At 57.2% G+C, this 22,395-nt stretch carries 16 protein-coding genes; 13 read left to right on the top strand and 3 right to left on the bottom strand.

Annotated features, from left to right (window positions below):
- Nucleotides 1–35: 35 nt before the first annotated feature.
- The 5 genes from IPN69_21975 to IPN69_21995 all read left to right on the top strand — a co-directional run bounded on the left by IPN69_21975 (nt 36) and on the right by IPN69_21995 (nt 6,725).
- Nucleotides 36–1,967, top strand: a complete 1,932-nt coding sequence (locus IPN69_21975) for a 1-deoxy-D-xylulose-5-phosphate synthase (GenBank protein ID MBK8813375.1) — start codon at nt 36–38, stop codon at nt 1,965–1,967.
- Nucleotides 1,968–2,161: 194 nt separating this feature from the next.
- Nucleotides 2,162–2,959 (top strand): thioredoxin domain-containing protein, encoded by a 798-nt coding sequence (locus tag IPN69_21980; protein MBK8813376.1) that lies wholly within the window; start codon nt 2,162–2,164, stop codon nt 2,957–2,959.
- Nucleotides 2,956–3,438, top strand: a complete 483-nt coding sequence (locus tag IPN69_21985) for a vitamin K epoxide reductase family protein (protein ID MBK8813377.1) — start codon at nt 2,956–2,958, stop codon at nt 3,436–3,438. Before IPN69_21980 ends, IPN69_21985 begins: the two co-directional genes overlap by 4 nt.
- Entirely contained in the window at nt 3,435–3,800 is a 366-nt protein-coding gene (locus tag IPN69_21990; protein ID MBK8813378.1) for a hypothetical protein, read from the top strand. Before IPN69_21985 ends, IPN69_21990 begins: the two co-directional genes overlap by 4 nt.
- Nucleotides 3,801–3,938: 138 nt before the next feature.
- A complete protein-coding gene (locus tag IPN69_21995; GenBank protein ID MBK8813379.1) occupies nt 3,939–6,725 on the top strand; it encodes an insulinase family protein in 2,787 nt (928 codons plus the stop codon).
- A 148-nt stretch (nt 6,726–6,873) separates the two neighbouring features.
- Here the strand turns inward: IPN69_21995 and IPN69_22000 are convergent, their stop codons facing one another.
- The 3 genes from IPN69_22000 to IPN69_22010 are packed head-to-tail and all read right to left on the bottom strand — an operon-like array spanning nt 6,874 to nt 8,416.
- Entirely contained in the window at nt 6,874–7,275 is a 402-nt protein-coding gene (locus IPN69_22000) for a hypothetical protein (protein ID MBK8813380.1), read from the bottom strand.
- Nucleotides 7,272–7,766, bottom strand: a complete 495-nt coding sequence (locus IPN69_22005; protein ID MBK8813381.1) for a hypothetical protein — start codon at nt 7,764–7,766, stop codon at nt 7,272–7,274. Before IPN69_22005 ends, IPN69_22000 begins: the two co-directional genes overlap by 4 nt.
- Nucleotides 7,763–8,416, bottom strand: coding sequence for a sigma-70 family RNA polymerase sigma factor (locus IPN69_22010; protein ID MBK8813382.1), 654 nt, complete (start codon nt 8,414–8,416; stop codon nt 7,763–7,765). The genes IPN69_22005 and IPN69_22010 overlap by 4 nt, the downstream gene beginning before the upstream one ends.
- A 313-nt stretch (nt 8,417–8,729) precedes the next feature.
- Between IPN69_22010 and IPN69_22015 the strand changes: the two genes are divergently transcribed.
- From IPN69_22015 to hisB, 8 genes are all read left to right on the top strand, one after another.
- Nucleotides 8,730–10,040 carry an efflux RND transporter periplasmic adaptor subunit gene (locus IPN69_22015; GenBank protein MBK8813383.1) on the top strand — a complete coding sequence of 437 codons (1,311 nt, stop codon included), beginning with the start codon at nt 8,730–8,732 and terminating at the stop codon, nt 10,038–10,040.
- A gap of 93 nt (nt 10,041–10,133) precedes the next feature.
- Nucleotides 10,134–13,364, top strand: coding sequence for an efflux RND transporter permease subunit (locus IPN69_22020; GenBank protein MBK8813384.1), 3,231 nt, complete (start codon nt 10,134–10,136; stop codon nt 13,362–13,364).
- 4 nt (nt 13,365–13,368) lie between these two features.
- Nucleotides 13,369–15,117 (top strand): TolC family protein, encoded by a 1,749-nt coding sequence (locus IPN69_22025; protein ID MBK8813385.1) that lies wholly within the window; start codon nt 13,369–13,371, stop codon nt 15,115–15,117.
- A 166-nt stretch (nt 15,118–15,283) separates the two neighbouring features.
- Nucleotides 15,284–17,299, top strand: a complete 2,016-nt coding sequence (locus IPN69_22030; protein MBK8813386.1) for a hypothetical protein — start codon at nt 15,284–15,286, stop codon at nt 17,297–17,299.
- A gap of 386 nt (nt 17,300–17,685) precedes the next feature.
- A complete protein-coding gene (locus IPN69_22035; GenBank protein ID MBK8813387.1) occupies nt 17,686–18,543 on the top strand; it encodes an ATP phosphoribosyltransferase in 858 nt (285 codons plus the stop codon).
- A 332-nt stretch (nt 18,544–18,875) separates the two neighbouring features.
- Nucleotides 18,876–20,198, top strand: coding sequence for a histidinol dehydrogenase (gene hisD, locus IPN69_22040; GenBank protein ID MBK8813388.1), 1,323 nt, complete (start codon nt 18,876–18,878; stop codon nt 20,196–20,198).
- Nucleotides 20,199–20,216: 18 nt separating this feature from the next.
- Nucleotides 20,217–21,266 carry a histidinol-phosphate transaminase gene (gene hisC / locus IPN69_22045; GenBank protein ID MBK8813389.1) on the top strand — a complete coding sequence of 350 codons (1,050 nt, stop codon included), beginning with the start codon at nt 20,217–20,219 and terminating at the stop codon, nt 21,264–21,266.
- Nucleotides 21,263–22,366: a bifunctional histidinol-phosphatase/imidazoleglycerol-phosphate dehydratase HisB gene (hisB, locus tag IPN69_22050; GenBank protein MBK8813390.1), complete on the top strand. Its 1,104-nt coding sequence runs from the start codon at nt 21,263–21,265 to the stop codon at nt 22,364–22,366. Before hisC ends, hisB begins: the two co-directional genes overlap by 4 nt.
- Nucleotides 22,367–22,395: the final 29 nt, after the last annotated feature.

The following is a 22,395-nucleotide window of genomic DNA, read 5'->3' on the forward strand; positions in this document are numbered from 1 at the left end:
ATGCGAAATTTGAGTCTGAGGCCAAAACGAACGTAATGAGATTCCTATCCGAAATCAACTCGCCCGCGGATCTGCGCCAGCTAAAGGTCGAAGATCTGCAAGAAGTCGCCGACGAAGTACGTCAATTCATCATCGATACCTGCTCGCGCGTCGGCGGTCACACGGGCGCGAGCCTCGGTGCCGTTGAACTTGCGGTCGCGATGCATTACGTCTTCGATACGCCCAATGACCGGCTCGTCTGGGACGTCGGCCACCAAGCCTACGCCCACAAGATCCTGACCGGCCGCCGCGACCAACTCCACACGATCAAGCAATACGACGGACTTTCGGGATTTCTGCGGCGGGATGAATCGGTTTACGACACCTTCGGAGCCGGACACGCATCGACGTCGCTCTCGGCCGCGCTCGGAATGGCTGTCGCCCGCGACAAAAAGAACGAAGATTTCCACGTCTGCGCACTGATCGGCGACTCGTCCCTCGCCGGCGGAATGGCGATGGAAGCGATCAATCAGGCCGGGCATTTGAAATCAAGGCTGATCGTCCTGCTCAACGACAACGAAATGTCGATCGCGCCGGCGGTCGGGGCGCTGTCGCGCTACCTGAACCGGATCAAAGGCGCGCAGAGCTACCAGCATCTCAAGGAAGAGATAGGCGACGCCCTTGAAAGCGTTCCCGGATTCGGCCAAAGCCTTCGCCGCGCGGCAAAGAGTTTCAAGGACGCGATCGCAGCGGCGGTTCTGCCCGGCGCGCTCGTCAACGAACTCGGTTTCAAATACATCGGGTATGTTGACGGCCACAACGTGCCGCAACTCGTCCGGGCGCTCGAAGAGGCAAAAAGGGTCGATGACGGCCCGGTCATCGTTCACGCGCTGACGACGAAGGGCAAGGGATTTCCGAATCCGGAAAAGAACTACTACGCCTATCACGCGACCGGCCCGTTTGATCCGAAGACCGGAATTCCCTACAAGTCCACAAAGATCGTACCGCCGACCTATACCGAAGTTTTCGGCAGAACGATGTGCGAACTGATGGAGAGCGACAGCGCTGTCGTTGCTCTGACGGCCGCGATGCCCGACGGAACCGGCATCGACACGGTCCTTGAGAAGTTCCCCGAACGCGCATTTGACGTCGGCATTGCCGAACAACACGCCGTCACGTTCTGCGCCGGGATGGCGTGTGAAGGACTCAAACCCGTTGCTGCGATCTATTCGACCTTTCTGCAGCGCGCGTTCGATCAAGTGATCCACGACGTGTGTCTTCAGGATCTCAACGTCACGCTCGCGATGGATCGCGCCGGGATCGTCGGAGCGGACGGTCCGACGCATCACGGATTGCTCGATATCGCCTATCTTCGCGGCTATCCGAACATCGTGCTCTGCGCGCCGAAGGACGAAGCCGAACTTAGAGATATGATGCTGACGTCGATCGAGCATCCGGGCGCGGCGGCGATCCGCTATCCGCGCGGAAGCGGATCCGGCGTCGATATCTCAGCGCCGCCGAAAAAGCTCGAGATCGGACGTGCTGAGGTTTTGAGGGAAGGCAACGGTGAAACGGCGATCATCGCTTACGGTTCAATGGTATATCCGGCAGTCCGGGCGGCCGAAAATCTCGAAAAGGACGGAATCGATGCGACCGTCGTCAACGCCCGTTGGGTAAAACCGCTCGATGCTGAACTTATCTGCGAACTTGCGCGCACGAACCGTATCCTGGTGACCGTCGAAGAAGCGTATCTCGCCGGCGGATTCGGTTCAGCGATCATCGAGCTTTTGGAAGAACGCGGTCTGCTTGATAAAGTTAAGGTCGTCCGAATGGGCGTTCCGGACCGGATCATCACGCACGGCGACCCGAAACTGTTGCTCGCGAAATACGGACTCGACGTCGACGGCATTTACAACCGAACGCGCGAACTGGTCGAAGCGCTTGAAAACCGCCAACCAACGCGGAACAAATTGAAGATCGTTAAATGAAGCGAGAAGTGAGAACGGAGAACGGAGAGGTGGGAACTGAGAACTGAGAAGTGAGAACCGAGGCGCGGGATGAAAGAAGTGAGTTATCGCTTCTCAGATCTCAGTTCTGAGTTCTCCGTTCTCAGTTTCCAGTTCTCACTTCTCAGTTCCCAGTTATCAGTTATCAGTTATCAGTTATCAATTTCTAATTATTTATGAAGAAAACAGCAATCTACATCAGCCTTTTGGTTCTCGGATCGCTCGCGTTCGCAGCGGGCTGCGGCGACGGCAAGAAACCGGCGAACAACGGAACGGCGGCCAACCGGCCGGTGACGCAGCAGACGGTCAACCCGGCGGCGCCGCTCGGCGCACAGCCGCCGAATATGCTCGGCAGCCCGAACGCATCGGTGACGATCGAAGAGTTCGCGGACTTTCAATGTCCGACCTGTGCGCAGATCCACAACGTGCTGAAGAATGTTCAGGCCGCGTACGGCAGCCGCATCAAGTTCGTTTTCCGGAATTATCCGTTGACGCAGATCCACAAGAACGCATTCGACGCGGCCGTCGCCTCCGAAGCCGCCGGCCGTCAGGGCAAGTTTTGGGATATGCAGAACATCGTCTTCCAGAACCAGCAGGCTTGGTCGAACTCGACTGACGTCCGGACGGTCTTCAACGGCTATGCCGAGAAGCTCGGACTCGATGTCGAACGTTTCAAATCGGATATGGCGGGAATGGAAACCAAGGAACGCGTTCAGCGCGATATGGAGCGCGGCAAGGCACTGAATGTCACTTCGACGCCGACGATCATCATCAACGGGCAGTCGGTTCCGTTCGAGCAGATGAACCTTGAGTCGTTGCGGCAGATCATCGACGCCGAACTTGCGAAGAATCCGGCGCCGCAGCAGACCGTCGCTCCGACCAGTTCGCCGAGCGCGTCGAACGCTTCGAAACCGGCGGCAAACGCGAACACCGCCAAGCCCGCGGCGAGCAACAAATCGTTCACCGATCAATGAACACGACTGAACAATCGACGCCAGTGGTCGCCAAACTTCCATTTTTGGCGACCTTTTTCGCATTATTCGGGATCGGCGACACGACATATCTGACATATCACCACTACACCGCCGAACCGGTGCCGTGCAGCATCCTTTCGGGCTGCGAGCAGGTTTTGACGAGCCAGTGGGCGACGCTTGGAGGATTTCTGCCGGCGTCGGTCGATTTTCCCTTGCTTGCGGCCGTTCCGCTCGCCGGAATCGGCCTGATCGGGTATTCGATCGCGTTCGTCTTTGCGGTTCTTTCCTTGCGCGGAAACCGGAAAACCTGGCTGGTCTTCGGTCTCCACGTGACGATGATGGCGGTCTTTTCCGGCTGGCTCTTTTACCTTCAGGGCGTTGTTATCGAGGCGTTTTGCCAATTCTGTCTTCTTTCGGCGCTGACGAGTGTTTCGATGTTCGTGATCGCCTTGGTATCGAAGTTCTGGCGTCTGCGATGATCAAGTTCCTTGCGCTCTTTACTCTTCTTGGAGTCTTCTCGAGTTTCTGTGCGGGCGGCGCATCCTCGTACGGCGCGAAAACGAAGTTTGCGAAGGACGCCGTTCTTGATTTTCCGGATTTCAAACTGACTTACCTCGGAAACCGCAAGGTTCCCTCCGAACATTGGCCCAACGGCTTCAACTATCACGACTTCGGGATCCGATCCCGCTCTGGCGAACGGACTGTTTCCTGGTCGAGCGGGACAGGCGATATCGGGCCCGTCGAATTCGAGGCCGACGGCGCCAAGTTTCAGCTCGAATTGCGTTTCTCCGAAGGTCTCGGGAAACTCGCCGAAAACGAGTTGGTAATTACAAAAAAATAAGCTGACGCCTGAAACTAAAGCCAAATTTCCTGCGTCTATCATTCTTACCGATTCGAAAATCCGGTTGGCGCACGACGGCTGTCTTCGGCCCTGTCCGGTCTTTATCAATTCACAAAGAACAAGGAGTTTGCGACTAATATGAAGCGATCAATCGCGGCGATGTTCATACTTTTGTCAGTTATGACCACAATGAGCTTCGCCCAAAACAAGAGCGATAAACTGCCCAAGCTGCAGTATGAGGAAATTCGACTTAAGAACGGGATGCGCGTCATCTTGCACCTCGATAAATCGACGCCGATCGTCGCCGTCAACCTTTGGTATCACGTCGGCTCGAAGAACGAGGTCGTCGGACGCACAGGTTTCGCACACCTTTTCGAGCATATGATGTTCCAGGGCTCGAAAAACTACAACGACGACTATTTCAAACCGCTCCAGGAAGCGGGCGCGAACATCAACGGCTCGACCAACGCCGACCGCACGAACTATTTCGAAGTCGTGCCATCGAACTTCCTTGAGCTTGCGTTGTTTATGGAAGCCGACCGTCTCGGCGGCCTGCTCGACGCGATGACCCAGGAAAAACTCGACAACCAGCGCGACGTCGTCAAGAACGAGCGCCGGCAACGATACGACAACCAGCCCTACGGAACCGCGTTCGAAAAGATCTCGGACATCATCTATCCGAAGGACCATCCGTACAACTGGACGACGATCGGCTCGCTGACCGATCTGTCGAACGCCTCGATGGACGACGTCAAGGCGTTTTTCCGTCAGTATTACGTCCCGAACAATACATCGCTCGTGATCGCCGGCGATTTCGATCCGAAACAGGCAAAGGCGTGGGCCGAGAAGTATTTCGGCCCGATCCCGACCGGCGGCGCGATCACCCGACCGAACCCGGCGACTCCGAAGATCGAAGGCGAGATCCGGAAAACGTTTGAGGATTCGGTGCAATTGCCGAGGCTTTATATGGTCTGGCACACGGTCCGCGATCAGCATCAGGATCAGCCGGCGCTGGATATGCTGCAGTTCATCCTTTCAGCCGGTCGCGGGTCGCGGCTTCAGAGCAATCTGGTGTACGGAAAACAACTTTCGCAAGACGCGAACGCGTCGCACTTTTCGCGCGAGATCGCCGGGCAGTTTCAAGTAACTTCGACCGCGCGCCCGCAGAAATCCCTCGACGAGATCGAAAAAGAGATCAACGCCGAGATCGAACGAATCAAGACGGAGCCGCCGACGGCCGAAGAAATGTCTCGAGCGCTCAATGTCATCGAATCACAGACGGTCTTCGGCATCCAGAATGTCCTCGGGAAGGCCGACCAGATGAACAGCTACGCGACATTCCAGGGCAAACCCGACGGATTCCAAGCCGACCTCGACCGCTACCGCAAGGTCACGGCGGCGGACATCCAGCGCGTCGCGAAAACCTATCTCGACGGCAACAGACTCGTTATGAGTTTCGTTCCGCGCAAAACGAAACCGGTGGCGCAACAGAACACGACCGACAACACGCCGACCTCGACGACCGCGAAGAAGGAAACCGAAAAGAAAGACTATTCGGCGAATCTTCCGAAGCCGGGACCGAATCCGACCTTTACGCTGCCGTCGATCGACAAACGCAAGCTTTCGAACGGAATGAGCGTTTGGATCGTCCGTCAGACGGAGCTTCCGATCATATCGATGAATATGGTGATGAACTCGGGCGCCACTGCCGATCCGCAGGATCGCGCCGGACTCGCATCGTTCACAGCCAGCCTTCTCAACACCGGAACCAAGACACGTTCGGCGGTCGAGATCGCCAATCAACTGCAATCGATCGGAGCCAGTGTCGGCGCCGGGGCCGGTTGGGATGCGGCGAATGTCTCGATGCAAACCTTGACGAAAAACCTCGACAAGGCGCTCGAGATCTATTCGGACGTTGTCACCAATCCGACGTTCCCCGAAGCGGAACTCGAAACCCTTCGCCGCCGCTCACTGAACGGGCTGCTGCAACGCAAGGACAATCCGAATGCGATCGCCGCCGTCGCTTACAGCAAATTGCTCTACGGCAAAGATCATCCGTACGGAAAGTCGTCGACCGGCGACGAAGCGTCGATCAAAGCCGTGACGCGCGCCGAGATCGAGAAGTTCTACGCGACGTATTACCGCCCGAACAATGCGGCGCTGATCGTCGTCGGCGATACCGACGCGAAGACGCTGCTTCCGAAGCTTGAGTCGGCCTTCGCGAACTGGAAACCTGGCGATTTGCCGAAGATCGATGTTCCGGGCGCCTCGAGCCAGAGCAATTCCGGGATCTTCGTCATCGACAAGCCCGGTGCGGCACAGTCGGTGCTGAGCATCGGCCAGGTCGGCGTTTCGCGGGACAATCCGGATTACTTTCCGTTGCTGGTGATGAATTCGATCCTCGGCGGACAGTTTTCGGCCCGCGTCAATATGAACCTTCGCGAGGAAAAGGGCTACACGTATGGAGCTCGCACGGGCTGGAGTTTCCGGCGCGGAGCCGGTCCGTTCGAGGCTTCGGCCGATGTTCAGACGGCAGTGACGAAAGAATCGGTCGTCGAGTTTATGAAGGAGATCAACGGCATTCGGGGCTCTATCCCGGTGACGCCGGCCGAGCTCGAATACAACAAGCAGAGCATCATCCGGCGTTATCCGCAGGGCTTTGAAACCGTCGGACAGCTTTCCGGACAGTTGGCGAACCTCGTGACATACGGCCTTTCGGATGCGTCCTTCAACGAGTACATCCAGAAGATCAACGGCGTAACGCTGGCGGACGTCAACCGGGTCGCGAACAAGTACTTGACACCCGACCGGATGGCCATCCTGATCGTCGGTGATCGTCAGACGATCGAACCGAAACTCCGCGAGATCGACGGCTGGGGCAGCAATATCCGCTTCCTCGACGCCGACGGCAATATGCTCAAGTAGCGAAGGCAAAAGGCAAAGGGAAAAAGGCAAAAGGCGAAAGGGCGATTCAGTTTTCGAATCCTCCCTTTCGCCTTTTGCCTTTTGCCTTTTGCCTTTTGCCTTTTTCCCTTTTCCCTTTGCCTTTTCCCCTTTGCCTTTCCCTTCACTCTCACTTTATATCCATCGGTTTCGGCGACGGGGGCTTTTCGGACTCACGCATTTTATCGCGTTCGCGCTGAAATCGTTCCCATTGGTCGGCGGTCAGGATCTTCTGCAGTTTTTCGTCGTGCGCGGAGCGGATCTCCTGTAAGCGCGGCTCCGATTCCTGGCGCATTTTTTGAATGCTCTCGCGCGTATCGCCGAAAATCTTTTCGACCTCGGACTTCTGATTCTCGTTCAAACCGAGGTCACTGAAAACCACCTCGTATTTTTCACGCCGCGTCTGACGGCCGCCGTTTCCGAACCAGAGATTGAAGGCATTGAGCGCAAACGCGCCGGCGACAAAACCGATCAGAAAAATGCTCAGCGTCGCGAACCGCAACTGCCATTTACTTTTGTTTTCGGAGTTCATTTGCTCTTGCCCTGTTCCTTTCGATCGCTATAGATAACTTCGAGAACCTGCTCGCGGGACATATCGCGCAATGGCCGCTGATTCAAAACGTCCGCTTCCGTCGAATAGATATTGGGATTCAACAGATCTGCCTGACTTTCATCCGCCGGCGCGAAAATGGTTAGCAATCCGAACACCGCGGCCATCAACACCATCGCCCCGACCATTTCGTGCGACGCCTGCCACCAGCGGCGGAATGACCAGAACGGCGCCTTCTGCAACTGCCGCTCACGCAAAGCGCTCAAAACCCGTGTCTCGAAAAATGGCGATGGATGAATCGGTCCAATGTCGGCCCTCGCTCGCAGCAGTGACACGGAAAACCTCGCCGCCGCAAGCGCGTCCGCGCAAGCAGCGCATTCCGCGGCGTGGACTTCGATCAGTTCGCGCCCGGCCGAATCAATGTTCGCAAGCCCTTTTTCGTCAATAAGCTCAGTTATGTGACCGTTCTTCATAATTCAATCCTTCGGAGTTTTCCATCCTTCGCGTTTAGCAATTTCGTGATCGATTCACGCATCCGACGCCGGACCCTAAACGCTTTCGTCTTGATCTTAGCTTCGCTCCACCCGGTCGCCGCCGACACCTCCTTGACGGACGCCCCTTCGCCGTCGAGCATCTGAACCAGAAGCGATTCTTCGGGCTGAAGCGTATCGAGCACGCGGCCCACCAGATCGGCGGCGATAAGTTTATCTTCCTGCGTCTGATGTTCGAGCGACGCGGCGTTGATCAGCCGTTCTTCCAGCCAATTCGACTCATCCTCGTTCAGATCCGAAAGCGTCAACTCCGACTGCGGCTTCGAAGACCTCAGGATATTGATGCAGGTCGTGACCGTGATCCGCGTCAGCCAGCCTTCGAGCGATCCGCGGCCTTCAAAATTCCCGAGTTGCGTGAACGCCTTCAGAAACACTTCCTGCGCCGCTTCTTCAACCAGGCTGTGACGGCGGAAGAACCGAGAGGAATAACTGAAAACGCGCGGACTGAAACGACGGACGATCTCGGCAAACGCAAGCTCATCGCCGTCGGCCGCGAGCCGCGCGATGTCGATCTCGCTCATTTTCCCGTATTCTTCCGCCAAGCGTGTAAAGTCGAGTAAATTCGTTCCCAACGATTCTATAGCTTCCGGCACGGTATTTTCAAAAAACTCAAACCCTTTCCATTGGCATAGACACAAAAAACTGTAAAATGGTTACATCGGAGGCGCCGCTATTTCGCAATTTTCTGTAACCGATACCCGATTTGATTTGTCTAGTTATTCGTAGAGTTAACCAATCGGTGACGCTTCTTCAATCAGGAATAGCGGCACTGCGAGCGTTCGGCGAAATAGCGCAAGCCCTAAGCATTCGTTCATAAATACTATTTCTTTGCGCCTTTGTCGTCGACGGCCGGCAGATTCGTTCCGGGCCTGGTTTCATATTTTTATGCGTTTTCATAACCGCGGTCGAGCCGCCGGAGTTTTACTTCCGGTTCTTGCTTCGACTCTATTTATCGCCGCTTGCGGCCGGTCGGAATCGCGATCGGCGAATCTTGCGAACAACGCGCAAAAGACCGAGGGAGACGTCATCACGGTGACGCAGGCGAAGTCCGTGTCGCGGGAGGTTCCGACCTTCATCCCGTCGACCGGAACGCTCGTCGCGGACGAAAGTTCGGACGTCGCGCCAAAGGTTGGTGGCAAGATCGTCAGCGTTTCGGCGGACCTCGGTCAGTTCGTACGGCAGGGCGCGGTCATCGCCCGTATCGATGACCGCGACGCAACGCTTGCGCTGGCACAATCCAAATCGAAATTGAATCAAGCGATCGCCGGCGTGCGGCAGGCCGAGGTCAAACTCGGACTCTCGCCGAACGGCAAGTTTGATTCGAGCCGGATACCCGAGGTACGCTCGGCTGCCGCCGGTTACGAACAGGCGCAAACCGAACTCCGGCAGGCTGAAGCAAATGAAAAGCGATATCGCGAACTTGTCGAAACCGGCGATGTCGCGATGATCACTTATGAACAGTTCCGGACGAACCGCGACACCGCGAGGACGCGCGCGAACAGCGCGAAACAGCAACTCGAGATCGCGATAAACGCCGCCAAACAAAGCGATCAGGCGATCAGAACCGCCGAAACCGCGGTCGAATCGGCGCGACTCGATGTCGCGAGCGCCGAAAAAGCGATCCAAGACACGATCATCCGGGCACCGTTCTCCGGATTTGTCAGCGAGCGCCCGACGGCCGTCGGCGAGTTCGTTTCGTCGTCCTCGGTTATCGTCAAACTCCTTCGCACGAATCCTATAAAGGTCCAGATGCAGGTCGCCGAGGCCGATGTTCCATTTGTCGGAATCGGCCGCGGTGTGACCTTGCAGGTCGACGCCTACAAGGACCGGAACTTTGGCGGACGGGTAACGGCGGTCAATCCTCTGATCGATCCGAACTCGCGTTCGGCAATCGTCGAGGCCGAGGTCGAAAACGGCGACAACGCGCTTCGGGCCGGGATGTTCGTCACCGCAAAGATCACCCGCGAAGGCGGAAACGTCGGGGTTTTCGTCCCGAAAGAAGCGGTGCTCGAAGATCAGAGCACGCAAAATTTCAGGGTCTACGTCATCGTTGACGGCATCGCCAAACAGCGAACCGTTCAACGCGGAGGCGAAGAGAACGGAATGGTCCAGATACTTAACGGCGTTCAGGCCGACGAGACCGTTGCGACGAGTAACCTCAAGCAATTGTTCGAGGGAGCAAAAGTCCAGTTTTGATTTGGGATTAGCGAAGTTGGATTTCGGATTTTTCGAACGATAGTCCGGCATCTGACAATCCGAAATCACAAATCGCGAATCCAAAATCGTATTATGCAGTGGTTAGCCGAAATTTGTGTTCATCGACCGGTCTTTGCGACCGTGATTGTGATGTTCCTGACGGTGGTCGGCGGATTCAGTTTCTTCACGCTCGGCGTTGACCGGTTTCCGAAGATCGATGTTCCGACGATCTCGATCTCGACGTCGAACCAGGGCGCGGCGCCGGCCGAGATCGAAACCGAGGTCACGGACATCATCGAGGGTGCGGTCAATACGGTTCCCGGTATCGACCAGATGACCTCCTCGTCGTCGCGCGGCCAATCCAACGTCACGCTCAACTTCAATCTCGAAAAAGATCCCGATCAGGCGTTTCAGGAGATCCAGCAGAAACTCGCGACGGCCGTCAGCCGGCTTCCCGAAACCGCGGATCCGCCGGTAGTACGCAAGTCCGACCCGGATTCGATGCCGGTTTTGATGTACGCGATCAGCGCGCCGCGCGATCTCGTGGCGCTTAACGATTTCGTCGAAACGCAGATCCAGGAACGAATTCAGTCGGTTGACGGCATCGGCGAAGTCGTGATCTTTGGTGGCCGGCAGCGACAGGTCAAGGTCCTTATCGATCCGACGCGGCTTCGGGCGTTCAATCTGTCGATCACCGACGTTTCATCCGCGATCCGCAACCAGAACCTCGAATTGCCCGGCGGAAACATCACCGAGGGCGCGCGGACGTCCGGAGTCCGGACGATCAGCAAACTGACTGAGATCAGCCAGTTCAACGATATCGTCATCACCACGCGGAACGGTTTCGCGATAAAGATCCGCGACATCGGACGGGTTGAGGACGGCGCGGCGGACGCCAGTTCGGCGGCTTCGCTCGACGGCGTTCAATCGTTGTATCTTGCGGTTCGCAAGCAGTCCGGATCGAACACGATCGCATTGATCAAAGGTGTCAAGGCGCGTATGGATCAGATCATTCCGACGCTGCCGTCGGATATGAAGGTCGTCGTTACGCGCGACCAGTCGGAGTTCATTGAGAACAGCCTCTACGCGATCGAGGAGCACCTTGTCCTCGGCGGCGTTTTCGCCGCGCTGATCGTTTTCTTCTTTCTTTGGAACATTCGTTCGACGGTCATTGCCGCGCTCGCGATCCCGACCTCGATCATCGCAGCCTTCGCGGCGATCGCCGCCCTCGGATATTCGCTGAATCAGATGACGATGCTTGCGCTTACGCTGATGGTCGGGATCGTCATCGACGACGCGATCGTCGTTCTGGAGAACATTTATCGCTTCGTCGAAGAAAAGGGTATGAGTCCGTTTCAGGCGGCGATCGAAGGCACGCGCGAGATCGGGCTCGCGGTTTTGGCGACGACGCTTAGTCTGCTCGCGGTCTTCATTCCGGTCGGATTTATGACCGGGATGGTTGGCCGCTTTATGTCGAGCTTCGGTTTGACGGCCGCGGCCGCGATCGCGGTTTCATTGATCGTTTCGTTCACGCTCACGCCGATGCTCGCGGCCCGCTGGATCAAACCGAAGTCACAGGCCGAGGATGACGGCGGGGAGCAAGATTCCGCTGTTTCGAACGAAAGCAAGGACGGTTTGTTCTATCGGAAGATCGACGGTGTTTATACCTGGCTTCTGACCGGCGCGATGCGTTTCAGGTGGCTCGTCGTTCTGATCTGCGTTCTTGTCGTCGCTTCGATCTATCCGCTGTTCAAGTATGTCGGGATGGCGTTTTTGCCGGACGAAGACGAATCGGCATTCCAGATCTCGCTTCGCGGTCCGCAGGGCACCTCGCTGTCGGCGACGCAATCGATTCTCGACCGGATCGCCCGCGATGTCCGCGAACAGCTTCCGGGAGTTCGCGCGACGCTCGTTCAGGCCGGCGGAATGTTCGGCGGCGGCGGAGGCAACTCGGGCAACGTCAACATCAGTCTCCTTCCGACGAGCGAGCGAGAATTCTCGCAGGCGGAACTGATCACGAAGACGCGCCAGATCATCAAGAAATACCAGTCTCCCGAATATCGCATCAACGCCTCCGCGCAGTCGTCGATCTCGGGCAGTCTCGGGCTCGGCCGGGGCGGTTCCGCGATCGGATATTATCTTTCGGGTCCGGATATGGGGCAGCTCGCTAAATACGCCGACGAGCTCGTCGGGAAGATGAAACAGGATCCGACTTTCCGTGACCCGGACAGTTCGTTCGATGTCGGAACGCCGGAGATCCAGATCTCGATCGACCGCGCAAAAGCGGCCGATTTCGGCGTCCGGGCGGGCGATGTCGCAACGGCGGTGAACACGCTTCAGGCGGGTCAGCGGGTAACAACGTTCAGTCAGAACAACAAACAGTACGACGTGGTCCTGCAGGCCGACGAAAGTTATCGCCGCGACCGCAACAGTCTCCAGTATTTCACGGTATTCTCAGCGCGCGGCGGATCGATCGGGCTCGATCGTCTGGTCAAGATCGAAGAGGGCCGGAGCCCGTCGTCCATCAGCCGTCTTAACCGTCAACGGCAGATCTCGGTCAGCGCCGGACTTCCCCCGAACGCTTCGGAGTCGGACGCGCTGCGAAAACTCGAAGGCTACGTCAAGGAGCTCAACCTGCCGGCCGAGTATTCGGCGGGCGTTACCGGACAATCGAAGGAGCTCCAGAAGGCGTACAGCGCTTTTATGCTCGCGTTTCTGTTGTCCTTCGTCTTTATGTATCTGATACTCGCGGCCCAGTTCGAATCGTTCATCCATCCGGTGACGATCCTTTTGACGCTGCCGCTTTCGGTGCCGTTCGCGCTGCTTTCGACGGCGATTGCCGGTCAGACGCTGAACATTTTCTCGGCGCTCGGAATTTTGCTGTTGTTCGGAGTCGTCAAGAAAAACGCCATTTTGCAGATCGACCACACGAATCACTTACGCGAAAAGGGAATGAATCGTTACGAAGCGATCATCCAGGCGAACCGCGATCGGCTGCGCCCGATCCTGATGACGACACTGGCGCTCGTCGCCGGTATGATCCCGCTCATCCTCGGCACCGGGGCAGGCGCGGCGACGAACCGTTCGATCGGCATCCTCGTCGTCGGCGGACAGTCGCTCTGCTTGCTGCTGACGCTGCTCGCGGTTCCGGTGTTTTATTCGCTGTTCGATGACGTCGGCCAATCACACGCGATCAGGAGACTCGGGAGCAAATTCAGTTGGGTCGGCGCGCGGCTGAGGCCGGTGACGGGCTTTCTCGCGGACCTGGCGACGTTGTTCACGCGGAGCGCGCGCCGGAAGAAACAAGAAGATAGTGAAGATTGACCGTATGAAGAAGTTTGTTTTCAGCCTGACGATCGGATTGCTCGCGGCATTTACGTCGCTCGCCCAAGATCCGACGCCAACCGCGACGCCTTCAAAACTCCCGGACGACGTCCCGCCGATCGCCCCGGATTTCCGCGCGCCGGTACGGCCGATGCCGTCGCTCGAACGCGTCGGCGTCGATGTCGCGAATCAACTTCCGATCTCGCTCAATGACGCGATCAAGCTTGCACTCGACAATAACAACGATATCGCGACTTCCAAAAAGGACGTCGAGATCGCCGAATTCAATCTCCGCGGCGCTGACGCCGTTTACGCGCCGAACTTTACGTCGGACACTTTCTACGAACGCCGTACGACGCCGACGGCATCGATCATCGGCGGCGCCGTCAATGGCGCGGTCACGCTCAGCACGCTTTCGAGCACTGCCGGCGTCGGCGGCTTTTCGCGCTTTGCGGGCGGTTCGTACAATCTCGGGTTCAGTTCGTCGCGGACCAACACGTCGAATCTCAACGCGACTCTCAATCCGCAGTTTCCAACGGCGTTGTCGTTTCTTTATGTCCAGCCGCTCCTTCGCGGGCGCCGTTTCGACAACCAGCGGCGGACGATCGAGATCGCGAAAAGATCGCTGAGCATCACCGACGAGCAGTTTCGGCAGACCGCTGTCGAAGTCATCGCCAATGTCGAGCAGGCTTATTGGGACCTGGCGTACTCGCTGCGAAATCTCCAGGTTCAGATCGACGCCGTCAAACAGGCGCGGCTGCAGCTCGAAAGCAATCAGAGGCTCGTCGCAAAAGGCGTTATCGCGCCGATCGACGTCGTCGCCTCGAACGCCCAGATCACGACATTTGAACAGGGAGTTTACGCCGCGCAGGACACGGTCACGCAGGCCGAAAATCGACTCAAGACGCTGATGCTTCCGAATCGCGCGAACGCGATGTGGTCGAGGGCACTCGTCCCGGTTTCGCCGATCGAGGTCGAGGTTCCGCGTGTCCCGCTTGAGAAAGCCGTTGAAACCGCGCTCACGAATCGCCAGGAGATCGCGCAGCTAAAAACGTCAGCCGAGATCAACAAAATCAACGAGCGTTACTTTCGCGACCAGACAAAACCGCAGGTCGATCTGACGGGCAGCTATACCTCGAGCGGCCTCGCCGGTGCGACAACAGCGGCCTCGATCAATCCGGCGACCGGTCTGAGCCGCGTGCCGGACAACCTCGTCGGCGGCTATTTCAATTCGCTCGGCAATCTCATCACTCAGGATTATCCGACATTTCGCATCGGGCTGACGATCACGTTCCCGTTCGGCAACCGAGTCGCGAAAGCGAATCTCGGCCGGACGTTGGCGGAAGCGAGTCAGCTCGAGAATTCGACCGCGCAGGTCGAGCAAACCATTGAGGCCGAGGTCCGCAACGCGCTTCAGTCGCTTCGGTCGGCGGAAGCGCGTCTTCAGGCCGCCGCCGCGACGCGTGCCTCGGCCGAGCAGCTTTACGAGAGCGAGGAACGCCAGTTCAGGGCCGGAACGACGACCGTTTTTCTCGTCTTCCAGCGCCAGAACGAACTTATCGCAGCGCGCGGACGCGAACTGCAGGCACAGACTGATCTCAACAAGGCGATTTCCAATTTCCAGCGCGCGACCGGAACGACACTCGAGGTCAACAGCGTCGAGATCACGAAAGAGACAACGCCCTCGCGGTTCATCATTCGCCGTCCCGCCGATTTCGGTTCACGCGTGTTCACGGCCGGGAAGAAAGAATAGAGATAAATCGATAATCGTGACCATCGTCACATACATCATTGCGGCGTCTTGTGATAATGTTCACAAGACGTCAGTTGCTTTGTTCGTCATTGATCCCCGGTTCTGACATCTTTTTAACCGACAAAAGCAGAACCCCCGGTTAAATAAATAACTGGAGGAAACGATAATGTTTTCAGATCTCTTTCGAGCGCTTCCCGTTCGGGCCGACGAGTTTACGGGCAAATCGAATAAATTCAAATTCCGCGGCGGAGTCTGGCTAAAGACGGTTGCCGCGTTCGTTTTTTTGATACTCTTCGCCAATTCCGGCGCAGCGGCTCCGCCAAACTACCAACTTCAATTTCTCGGCAACGGCTCTCCGGCAGCGATCAACAACAACGGGATCGTCGTCGGAGCGCGGCTCTCGGGCAACAATTACACGCCGCTTGTCAGCGCCAACGGCGCCGCGTGGCAAGTGCTTCCCCTGCTTCCCGGCGCGATGAGCTGTTTTCCAACTGACGTCAACGACGCCGGCGTGATCGTCGGGGTTTCGTTCGACACGCAATGGAATCCCTCGGCAGTCCGCTGGAGAACCGGCAAAGGCGGAGCGTACGCCATCGAAACACTTCCGCGGGTCGCCGGACATACTTCGTCCTACGCGCTCGCGATCAACAATCTCGGACAGGTCGTCGGCTCGCGAAGTTCGCTCGGCTATTCTCCGACCGGAACCGGTTGGCTCTACAGCGACGCGCTCGGCGCGGTCGATCTAACGACCTACAATTTTTGGGTCTATCCGCGCACGCTCAACGACAACGGGATCATCATCGGCGGCCAGGAGCGTCTGAATCTGAACACCGGACAAGTCGATGTGATCGGCGCCGGACCCTCCAACTACAATCCCGTCGGCGGCGTCGCGATCAACAACAACGGACAGATCGCCGGAACCGCTTCGCTGCGTTCTTCGTCGCTGAACATCGTTTCGCTTTTCCGCTATGAACCGGCCTCGGGTTGGACCTATCTCACCGGAACCTCGAGATACACGGCCGCCTACAGTATCAATGAAAACGGCGATATCGGATACGGCGAACTCGGCGCGGGGATCTATCTCGAAGGGCTCGGAGTTTACGGCGTCGGAAGCCTGCTGGATCCGATCTACACCAACCAGGGTTGGACGATCACCGGGAGCGGCGCGTACATCAACGATCTGAGATCGGTCGCGACCATCGGCCGAAACTCGGTGACAGGTGAGACCGGCGGAGTCCTGCTGACGGTTATCGGACAACTTCCGCCGCCGACCGCTCCGGCAAATCTGACCGGCGTCGCGCATCCGGGAACGCGTATGGAGCCGTTCAACTCGATCAATTTGAGTTGGCAGAATACGAGTTCACTGATGCGCTCTTTCGAACTTCAGCGTCGCGACGTTACGACGAGCAATTGGGTGAACCTGTCATTGATCCCGCCGGGCAGCGGAATCACGCACATCGATACGACCGTCGGAGTCGCGGTCACATATGAGTACCGAGTTCGCGCGGTCGGCCTCGGCGGCCCGGGACCTTGGTCCGAAAGCGTTACGGTGACATCTCCGACAACGCCGCTCGACCAGACGCCGCCGACGGTCGCGATCGTCAATCCGGTTGACGGCGCGAACGTTTCGGGAATCGTCCCGGTGACGGCGACGGCGACCGACAACGTCGCTGTCGAGCATTTCGAAATAAGCTTCTGGAATCAGTACACCGGTCAGGAAGTTATTCTCGGAACGACCGTGAACGGCCAGTTGACCGTCAACTGGGATACACGCGGGCTGACGGCGGCGACCTATCGTTTGCGGGCTTTTGCCTACGACACGATGGGCAACTGGACCACAAAGGACATCAACGTCAATGTCGGAGGGACGACGACAAACCTGTTGCGTGTCAACAGCATCACTCTTTCGGCAACGGCCCGGAACACCGTTTTCGTCTTCGGTCGGGTCAATATCCGCGACGGAAACAACGAGATGGTTCGCGGCGCGACCGTGACCGGTCAATGGACGCTTCCGTCCGGACAAACCGAGATCGATACGGCGACGACCGGTGCGTCCGGCAACGTGACGTTTATGGCCGAGGGGCGACGCGGAACATTTACCCTCCGGATTCTGAGCGTCACGAGGTCCGGTTATACGTTCGATATGACGAACAGCGTGATGACCGCAAGCATCACGCGTTAGAATAGCCGGCGGCATCGCCGAAAGACGCGGAAAACACGCGCAACTGTTGCGTTTTCAACGGTTGCGCGTGTTTCACACACTCGGTTCCAGTTCGCGGATCTCGAAAGACGAGATCGGGCTTTCGCCGGAGCACGGCCACTGGGGAGAACGATCATCGCCAAAAGCCGGCCGTTGGGCTTGCATTCGGCGAATCGATATGGCAAGAATAGAACCATCCGATGAACGTCATTTCGTCCCAATTTCGTCATTTCCACCATCACGCGCACAACCACCATCGCGCGGACTAGTTTTGTTTTCCCGATAAATTAGTTTCATCAAACCCGGCGCGAACTTCGAAAAAGTCTCGAAAAGCGCTGTTTTGTCGTTTTTCCACAATCGAAACAAGTATGCGAAAACTGAAAATTGCGATCCAAAAATCAGGCCGGCTCAGCGACGAATCGGTGACTCTGCTGCGGAAATGCGGAATCCGTTTCAAGAACGGCTCGGGCAAACTCAGGACGGAGGCCGAGAACTTTCCGCTCGAGGTTTTCTTTCTGCGTGACGACGATATTCCCGAGTACGTTTCCGACGGCGTCGCGGACGTCGGGATCGTCGGGGAAAACGTTCTCGCGGAAACATCGCGCGATGTCGTCGTGGTCGAAAAACTTGGTTTCGGGCGTTGCCGGCTCTCGCTCGCGATACCAAAGAGCCTCGATTTCGATGGCGTAAAGAGCCTCGAGGGCAAGCGCATCGCGACGAGTTACCCGAACATCCTCGGGCGATTTTTGAGCGCGGCAGGAGTCGCCGCCGAAACACACAGGATCAGCGGTTCGGTCGAGATCGCGCCGTCGATCGGACTCGCCGACGCGATCTGCGATCTCGTCAGTTCGGGCAGCACGTTGCTCTCGAACGGCCTCCGGGAAGTTGTGACCGTAATGGAATCGGAAGCCGTCCTTTTTTCGCGCGGCGACCTTGACGAGGAGCTTCTGCGGATGCTCGGTAAACTCGTTTTCCGGATCAAGTCCGTCAAGTCAGCGCGGGAAAACAAGTACATTCTGCTGAACGCGCCCGACGACAGGCTGGACCGGATCGTCAGCCTTATCCCGGGAATCAAGAGCCCGACGATAATGCCGCTCGCCGCGGCCGGATGGAGTTCGCTGCATTCGGTGATCAACGAAAACGACTTCTGGGAAGTCGTCGAGAATCTGAAGAACGAAGGCGCCGAAGGGATACTGGTGTTTTCGATCGATCAGATGATCAGATGATGGGATTGGGGATTGGGGATTTGGGATTGGGGATTTGGGATTGGGGATTTGGGATTGGGGATTTGGGATTGGGGGATTCCAAATTCCAGATTCGGGAGCTTTGGAAAAACCCGCGGGTTCTTTGTAATCGGGTTGGGACGAGTCGGTACCATCTGCGGTAGCGGATGGTTGAAGATCGGTGCCGCAACCAACCATCCGCTACCGCAGATGGTACCGACTCGAGCCGATTGCAACGCGATTCGGGATTCCCAATCTGGAACCTTGAATATTGAACCTAACCTTGAATCTGGAATCTGGAATATCTGGAATTACTCGAACCTGGAATTAGCTTTATGAAGATAGTCAGTTATCCCGAACGTCAGATATGGCCCGAACTTCTTGCGCGGCCGGCGTTTGAGTCCCAAGCACTGCGGTCAAAAGTTGCCGAGATCCTCGGGGCCGTAAGAATCGGCGGCGACGCTGAATTGAAGCGTTTGACGCGAGAATTCGACGGCGTCGAACTTGCGGAGCTGCGCGTCGGCGAGGACGAATTCGCCGCGGCAGACCTCGAAGTCGGCGATGAGCTCAAGGACGCGATCGACATCGCGATCCGCAACATCGATCGATTCCATTCGACGCAGATCGAGATCTCAAAGCCCGTCGAAACTACGGACGGCGTTTTTTGCTGGCGAAAGAGCGTTCCGATCGAACGCGTCGGGCTCTACGTTCCCGCCGGAACCGCGCCTTTGTTTTCGACGGTTCTGATGCTCGCCGTCCCCGCCCGTCTCGCCGGTTGCGCCGAGATCGTGCTTTGTTCGCCGCCCGACAAGAACGGTCGCGTCAACTCCGCGACACTTTACGCCGCCGGCGCCTGCGGCATTTCGAAGGTCTTCAAGATCGGCGGTGCGCAGGCGATCGCGGCGATGGCCTTCGGAACCGAAAGCGTTCCGCGCGTTTTCAAGATCTTCGGCCCCGGCAATCAATTCGTGACGGAGGCAAAACTACAGGCATCGATGGCCGGAACGGCGATCGATATGCCGGCCGGACCGTCGGAAGTTGCGATTCTTGCCGACGGAACCTGCGTCCCGGAGTTCGTCGCCGCGGACTTGCTCTCGCAGGCGGAACACGGTCCCGACAGTCAGGTTCTTCTCGTTTCGACGGACCTGAACGTCATCAACGCGACGCTCGCCGAGATCGATCTTCAGATCGAGTCCCTGCCGCGAAAGGCGATCGCTTTGGAATCGATCAGGAATTCGACGGCGGTCCTCGTCGAAGATACCGAAACTGCCGTCGATTTGCTTAACGAATACGCGCCCGAGCATCTTATTCTCGCCGTTCGCAACGCCGACGAGATCGCCGAATCGGTGACCAACGCGGGATCGGTCTTCATTGGCAACTTCTCGTGCGAAGCCGCCGGCGACTATGCTTCCGGCACGAATCATACACTGCCGACGAACGGTTTTGCCCGCGCCTACAGCGGCGTCTCGCTCGATTCGTTCGTCAAAAAGATAACTTTCCAGAAACTGACCGCGAGCGGCATCCGAAACATTGGCCCGGCGATCGAAACAATGGCCGAAGCTGAGAATCTGCGGGCGCACCGAAACGCCGTATCGCTTCGACTGAAGAGTTTGGCAAACGAAGAGATGATTCGGAAAGATCCGCAGGAGTCCGAGTAATTCGTTTCAAAGACAACAATGAAGATCGAGAACCTGGTACGTGCGAACATCAAAACACTGAAGCCGTATTCGTCGGCGCGCAAGGAATTCACCGGCAAGGGCGAGGTGTTTCTCGACGCCAACGAGAACAGTTTCGGCTCGCCGCTTCCGCGTGCTTACAACCGATATCCCGATCCGTTGCAGACCGAGATCAAGCGCCTGCTCGCGCCGATTGTCGGCGTTCACCCCGAACAGCTCTTTGTCGGCAACGGCTCGGACGAGGCGATCGACCTCTTGTTCCGGATCTTTTGCGAACCGCGGCAAGACAACGTCGTGATCTGTCCGCCGACCTACGGGATGTACGAGGTATCGGCCGCGATCAACGACGTCGCGGTTCGGCGGGCGCCGCTCACGAACGAGTTCCGGCTCGACACCGGGAAGATCGGACAAACGATCGACGGACGCACAAAACTGATCTTCATTTGCTCGCCGAACAATCCGACCGGCAACGCATTTCCGCGGGAGGACATCATCGGAATCGCCCGTGGCTTCGACGGGATCGTGGTCGTCGATGAAGCCTACTTCGAATTCGCGCGCGGCGCGTCGATCGCCAGCGAGATCGGCACGTACCCGAACCTCGTCGTCCTCAGGACGTTCTCGAAAGCGTGGGGTTTGGCCGGGCTCAGAACCGGATTCGCGATCGCAAATGAAGAAGTGATCAGGCTTTTCAACAATGTGAAACCGCCGTACAATGTTTCGCAGATCGCGCAAGAAGCAATTGTCGAAGCGCTCGGGAACCGAAACGCCGTCGAACTGATGATCGACTCGATAATCGCCGAGCGCGAGATATTGAAATACGAATTGAATCGGTTGCCATTCGTCTCGAGGGTCTATCCGTCGGACGCGAATTTCGTGCTTGTGCGCACGGCGGACGCGGATTCGATCTACCGTTTTCTGCTCGACGAACGGATCGTCGTCCGAAACCGCAACACGGTCGAACTATGTGAAGGCTGTCTGCGGATCACCATCGGAACGCCGGTCGAGAATCAACAGTTGCTGCGCGCATTGAAACGTTTCAAGAACTTATGAAGAAAGTGCTTTTCATCGACCGTGACGGAACATTGATCTTTGAACCTGTCGATTTTCAGGTCGATTCGTTTGAGAAACTTCGCTTTCTTCCGGGTGTTTTCGCGAATCTCGGGAAGATCGCCCGCGAACTGGATTTCGAGTTGGTCTTGGTGACGAATCAGGACGGGCTCGGAACCGAGTCGTTTCCGGAAGAGACGTTTCACCCGGTTCACGATTTTTTGATGCGGGCGCTTGCGGATGAGGGAATCGTTTTCGCCGATCAGCTGATCGACCGTTCGTTCGCGCACGAGAACAAGCAGACCCGGAAACCGAACACGGGAATGATGGCGAAGTATATCGACGGCGACTATGACCTCGCGAATTCGTTCGTCGTCGGTGACCGCGAAACCGACGTTCAGCTTGCCCGAAATCTCGGCGCGAAGGCGATATTCATTACGAATCCGCATTTCGAACGGCCGTCGTCTGACGATGTCCTGGTCGCGGAGAACTGGCGCGGGATCTACGAGTTACTGAAGCTTCCGCCGCGGCGCGTCGAGCGCCGGCGAACGACCAAAGAAACCGACATTCGCCTCAGGATCGATCTGGACGGAACCGGGCGTGCGGAGATTTCGACCGGAATCCCGTTTTTCGACCATATGCTCGAACAGATCGCGCGCCACGGGTCGATCGATCTTGTGATCGACGCGACGGGCGACCTTGAGGTCGACGAACATCATACTATCGAAGACACGGCGATCGCGCTCGGCGAGGCGTTCTCGATCGCGCTCGCTGACAAACGCGGAATGGAGCGTTACGGATTCTGTCTTCCGATGGACGATTGCCTGGCGCAGGTGGCGATCGACTTCGGCGGACGAAACTGGATCGTATGGGATGCCGATTTCAAGCGGGAATTGATCGGAAAGATGCCGACGGAGATGTTCTTTCATTTCTTTAAGTCGTTCTCTGACAAGGCTTTGTGCAATTTGAACATTCGTGCCGAAGGAAGCAACGAACATCACAAGATCGAGTCGATCTTCAAGGCGTTCGCCAAGTCGGTGCGAATGGCGGTGAAGCGCGACGCGTCGATCGAAACGCTGCCGACTACAAAAGGAGCGTTCTAACTTGGAGTTCCGCTTGGAACTCTGAACGG

This window comes from Acidobacteriota bacterium (genome assembly GCA_016715115.1).
Taxonomy (GTDB): domain Bacteria; phylum Acidobacteriota; class Blastocatellia; order Pyrinomonadales; family Pyrinomonadaceae; genus JAFDVJ01.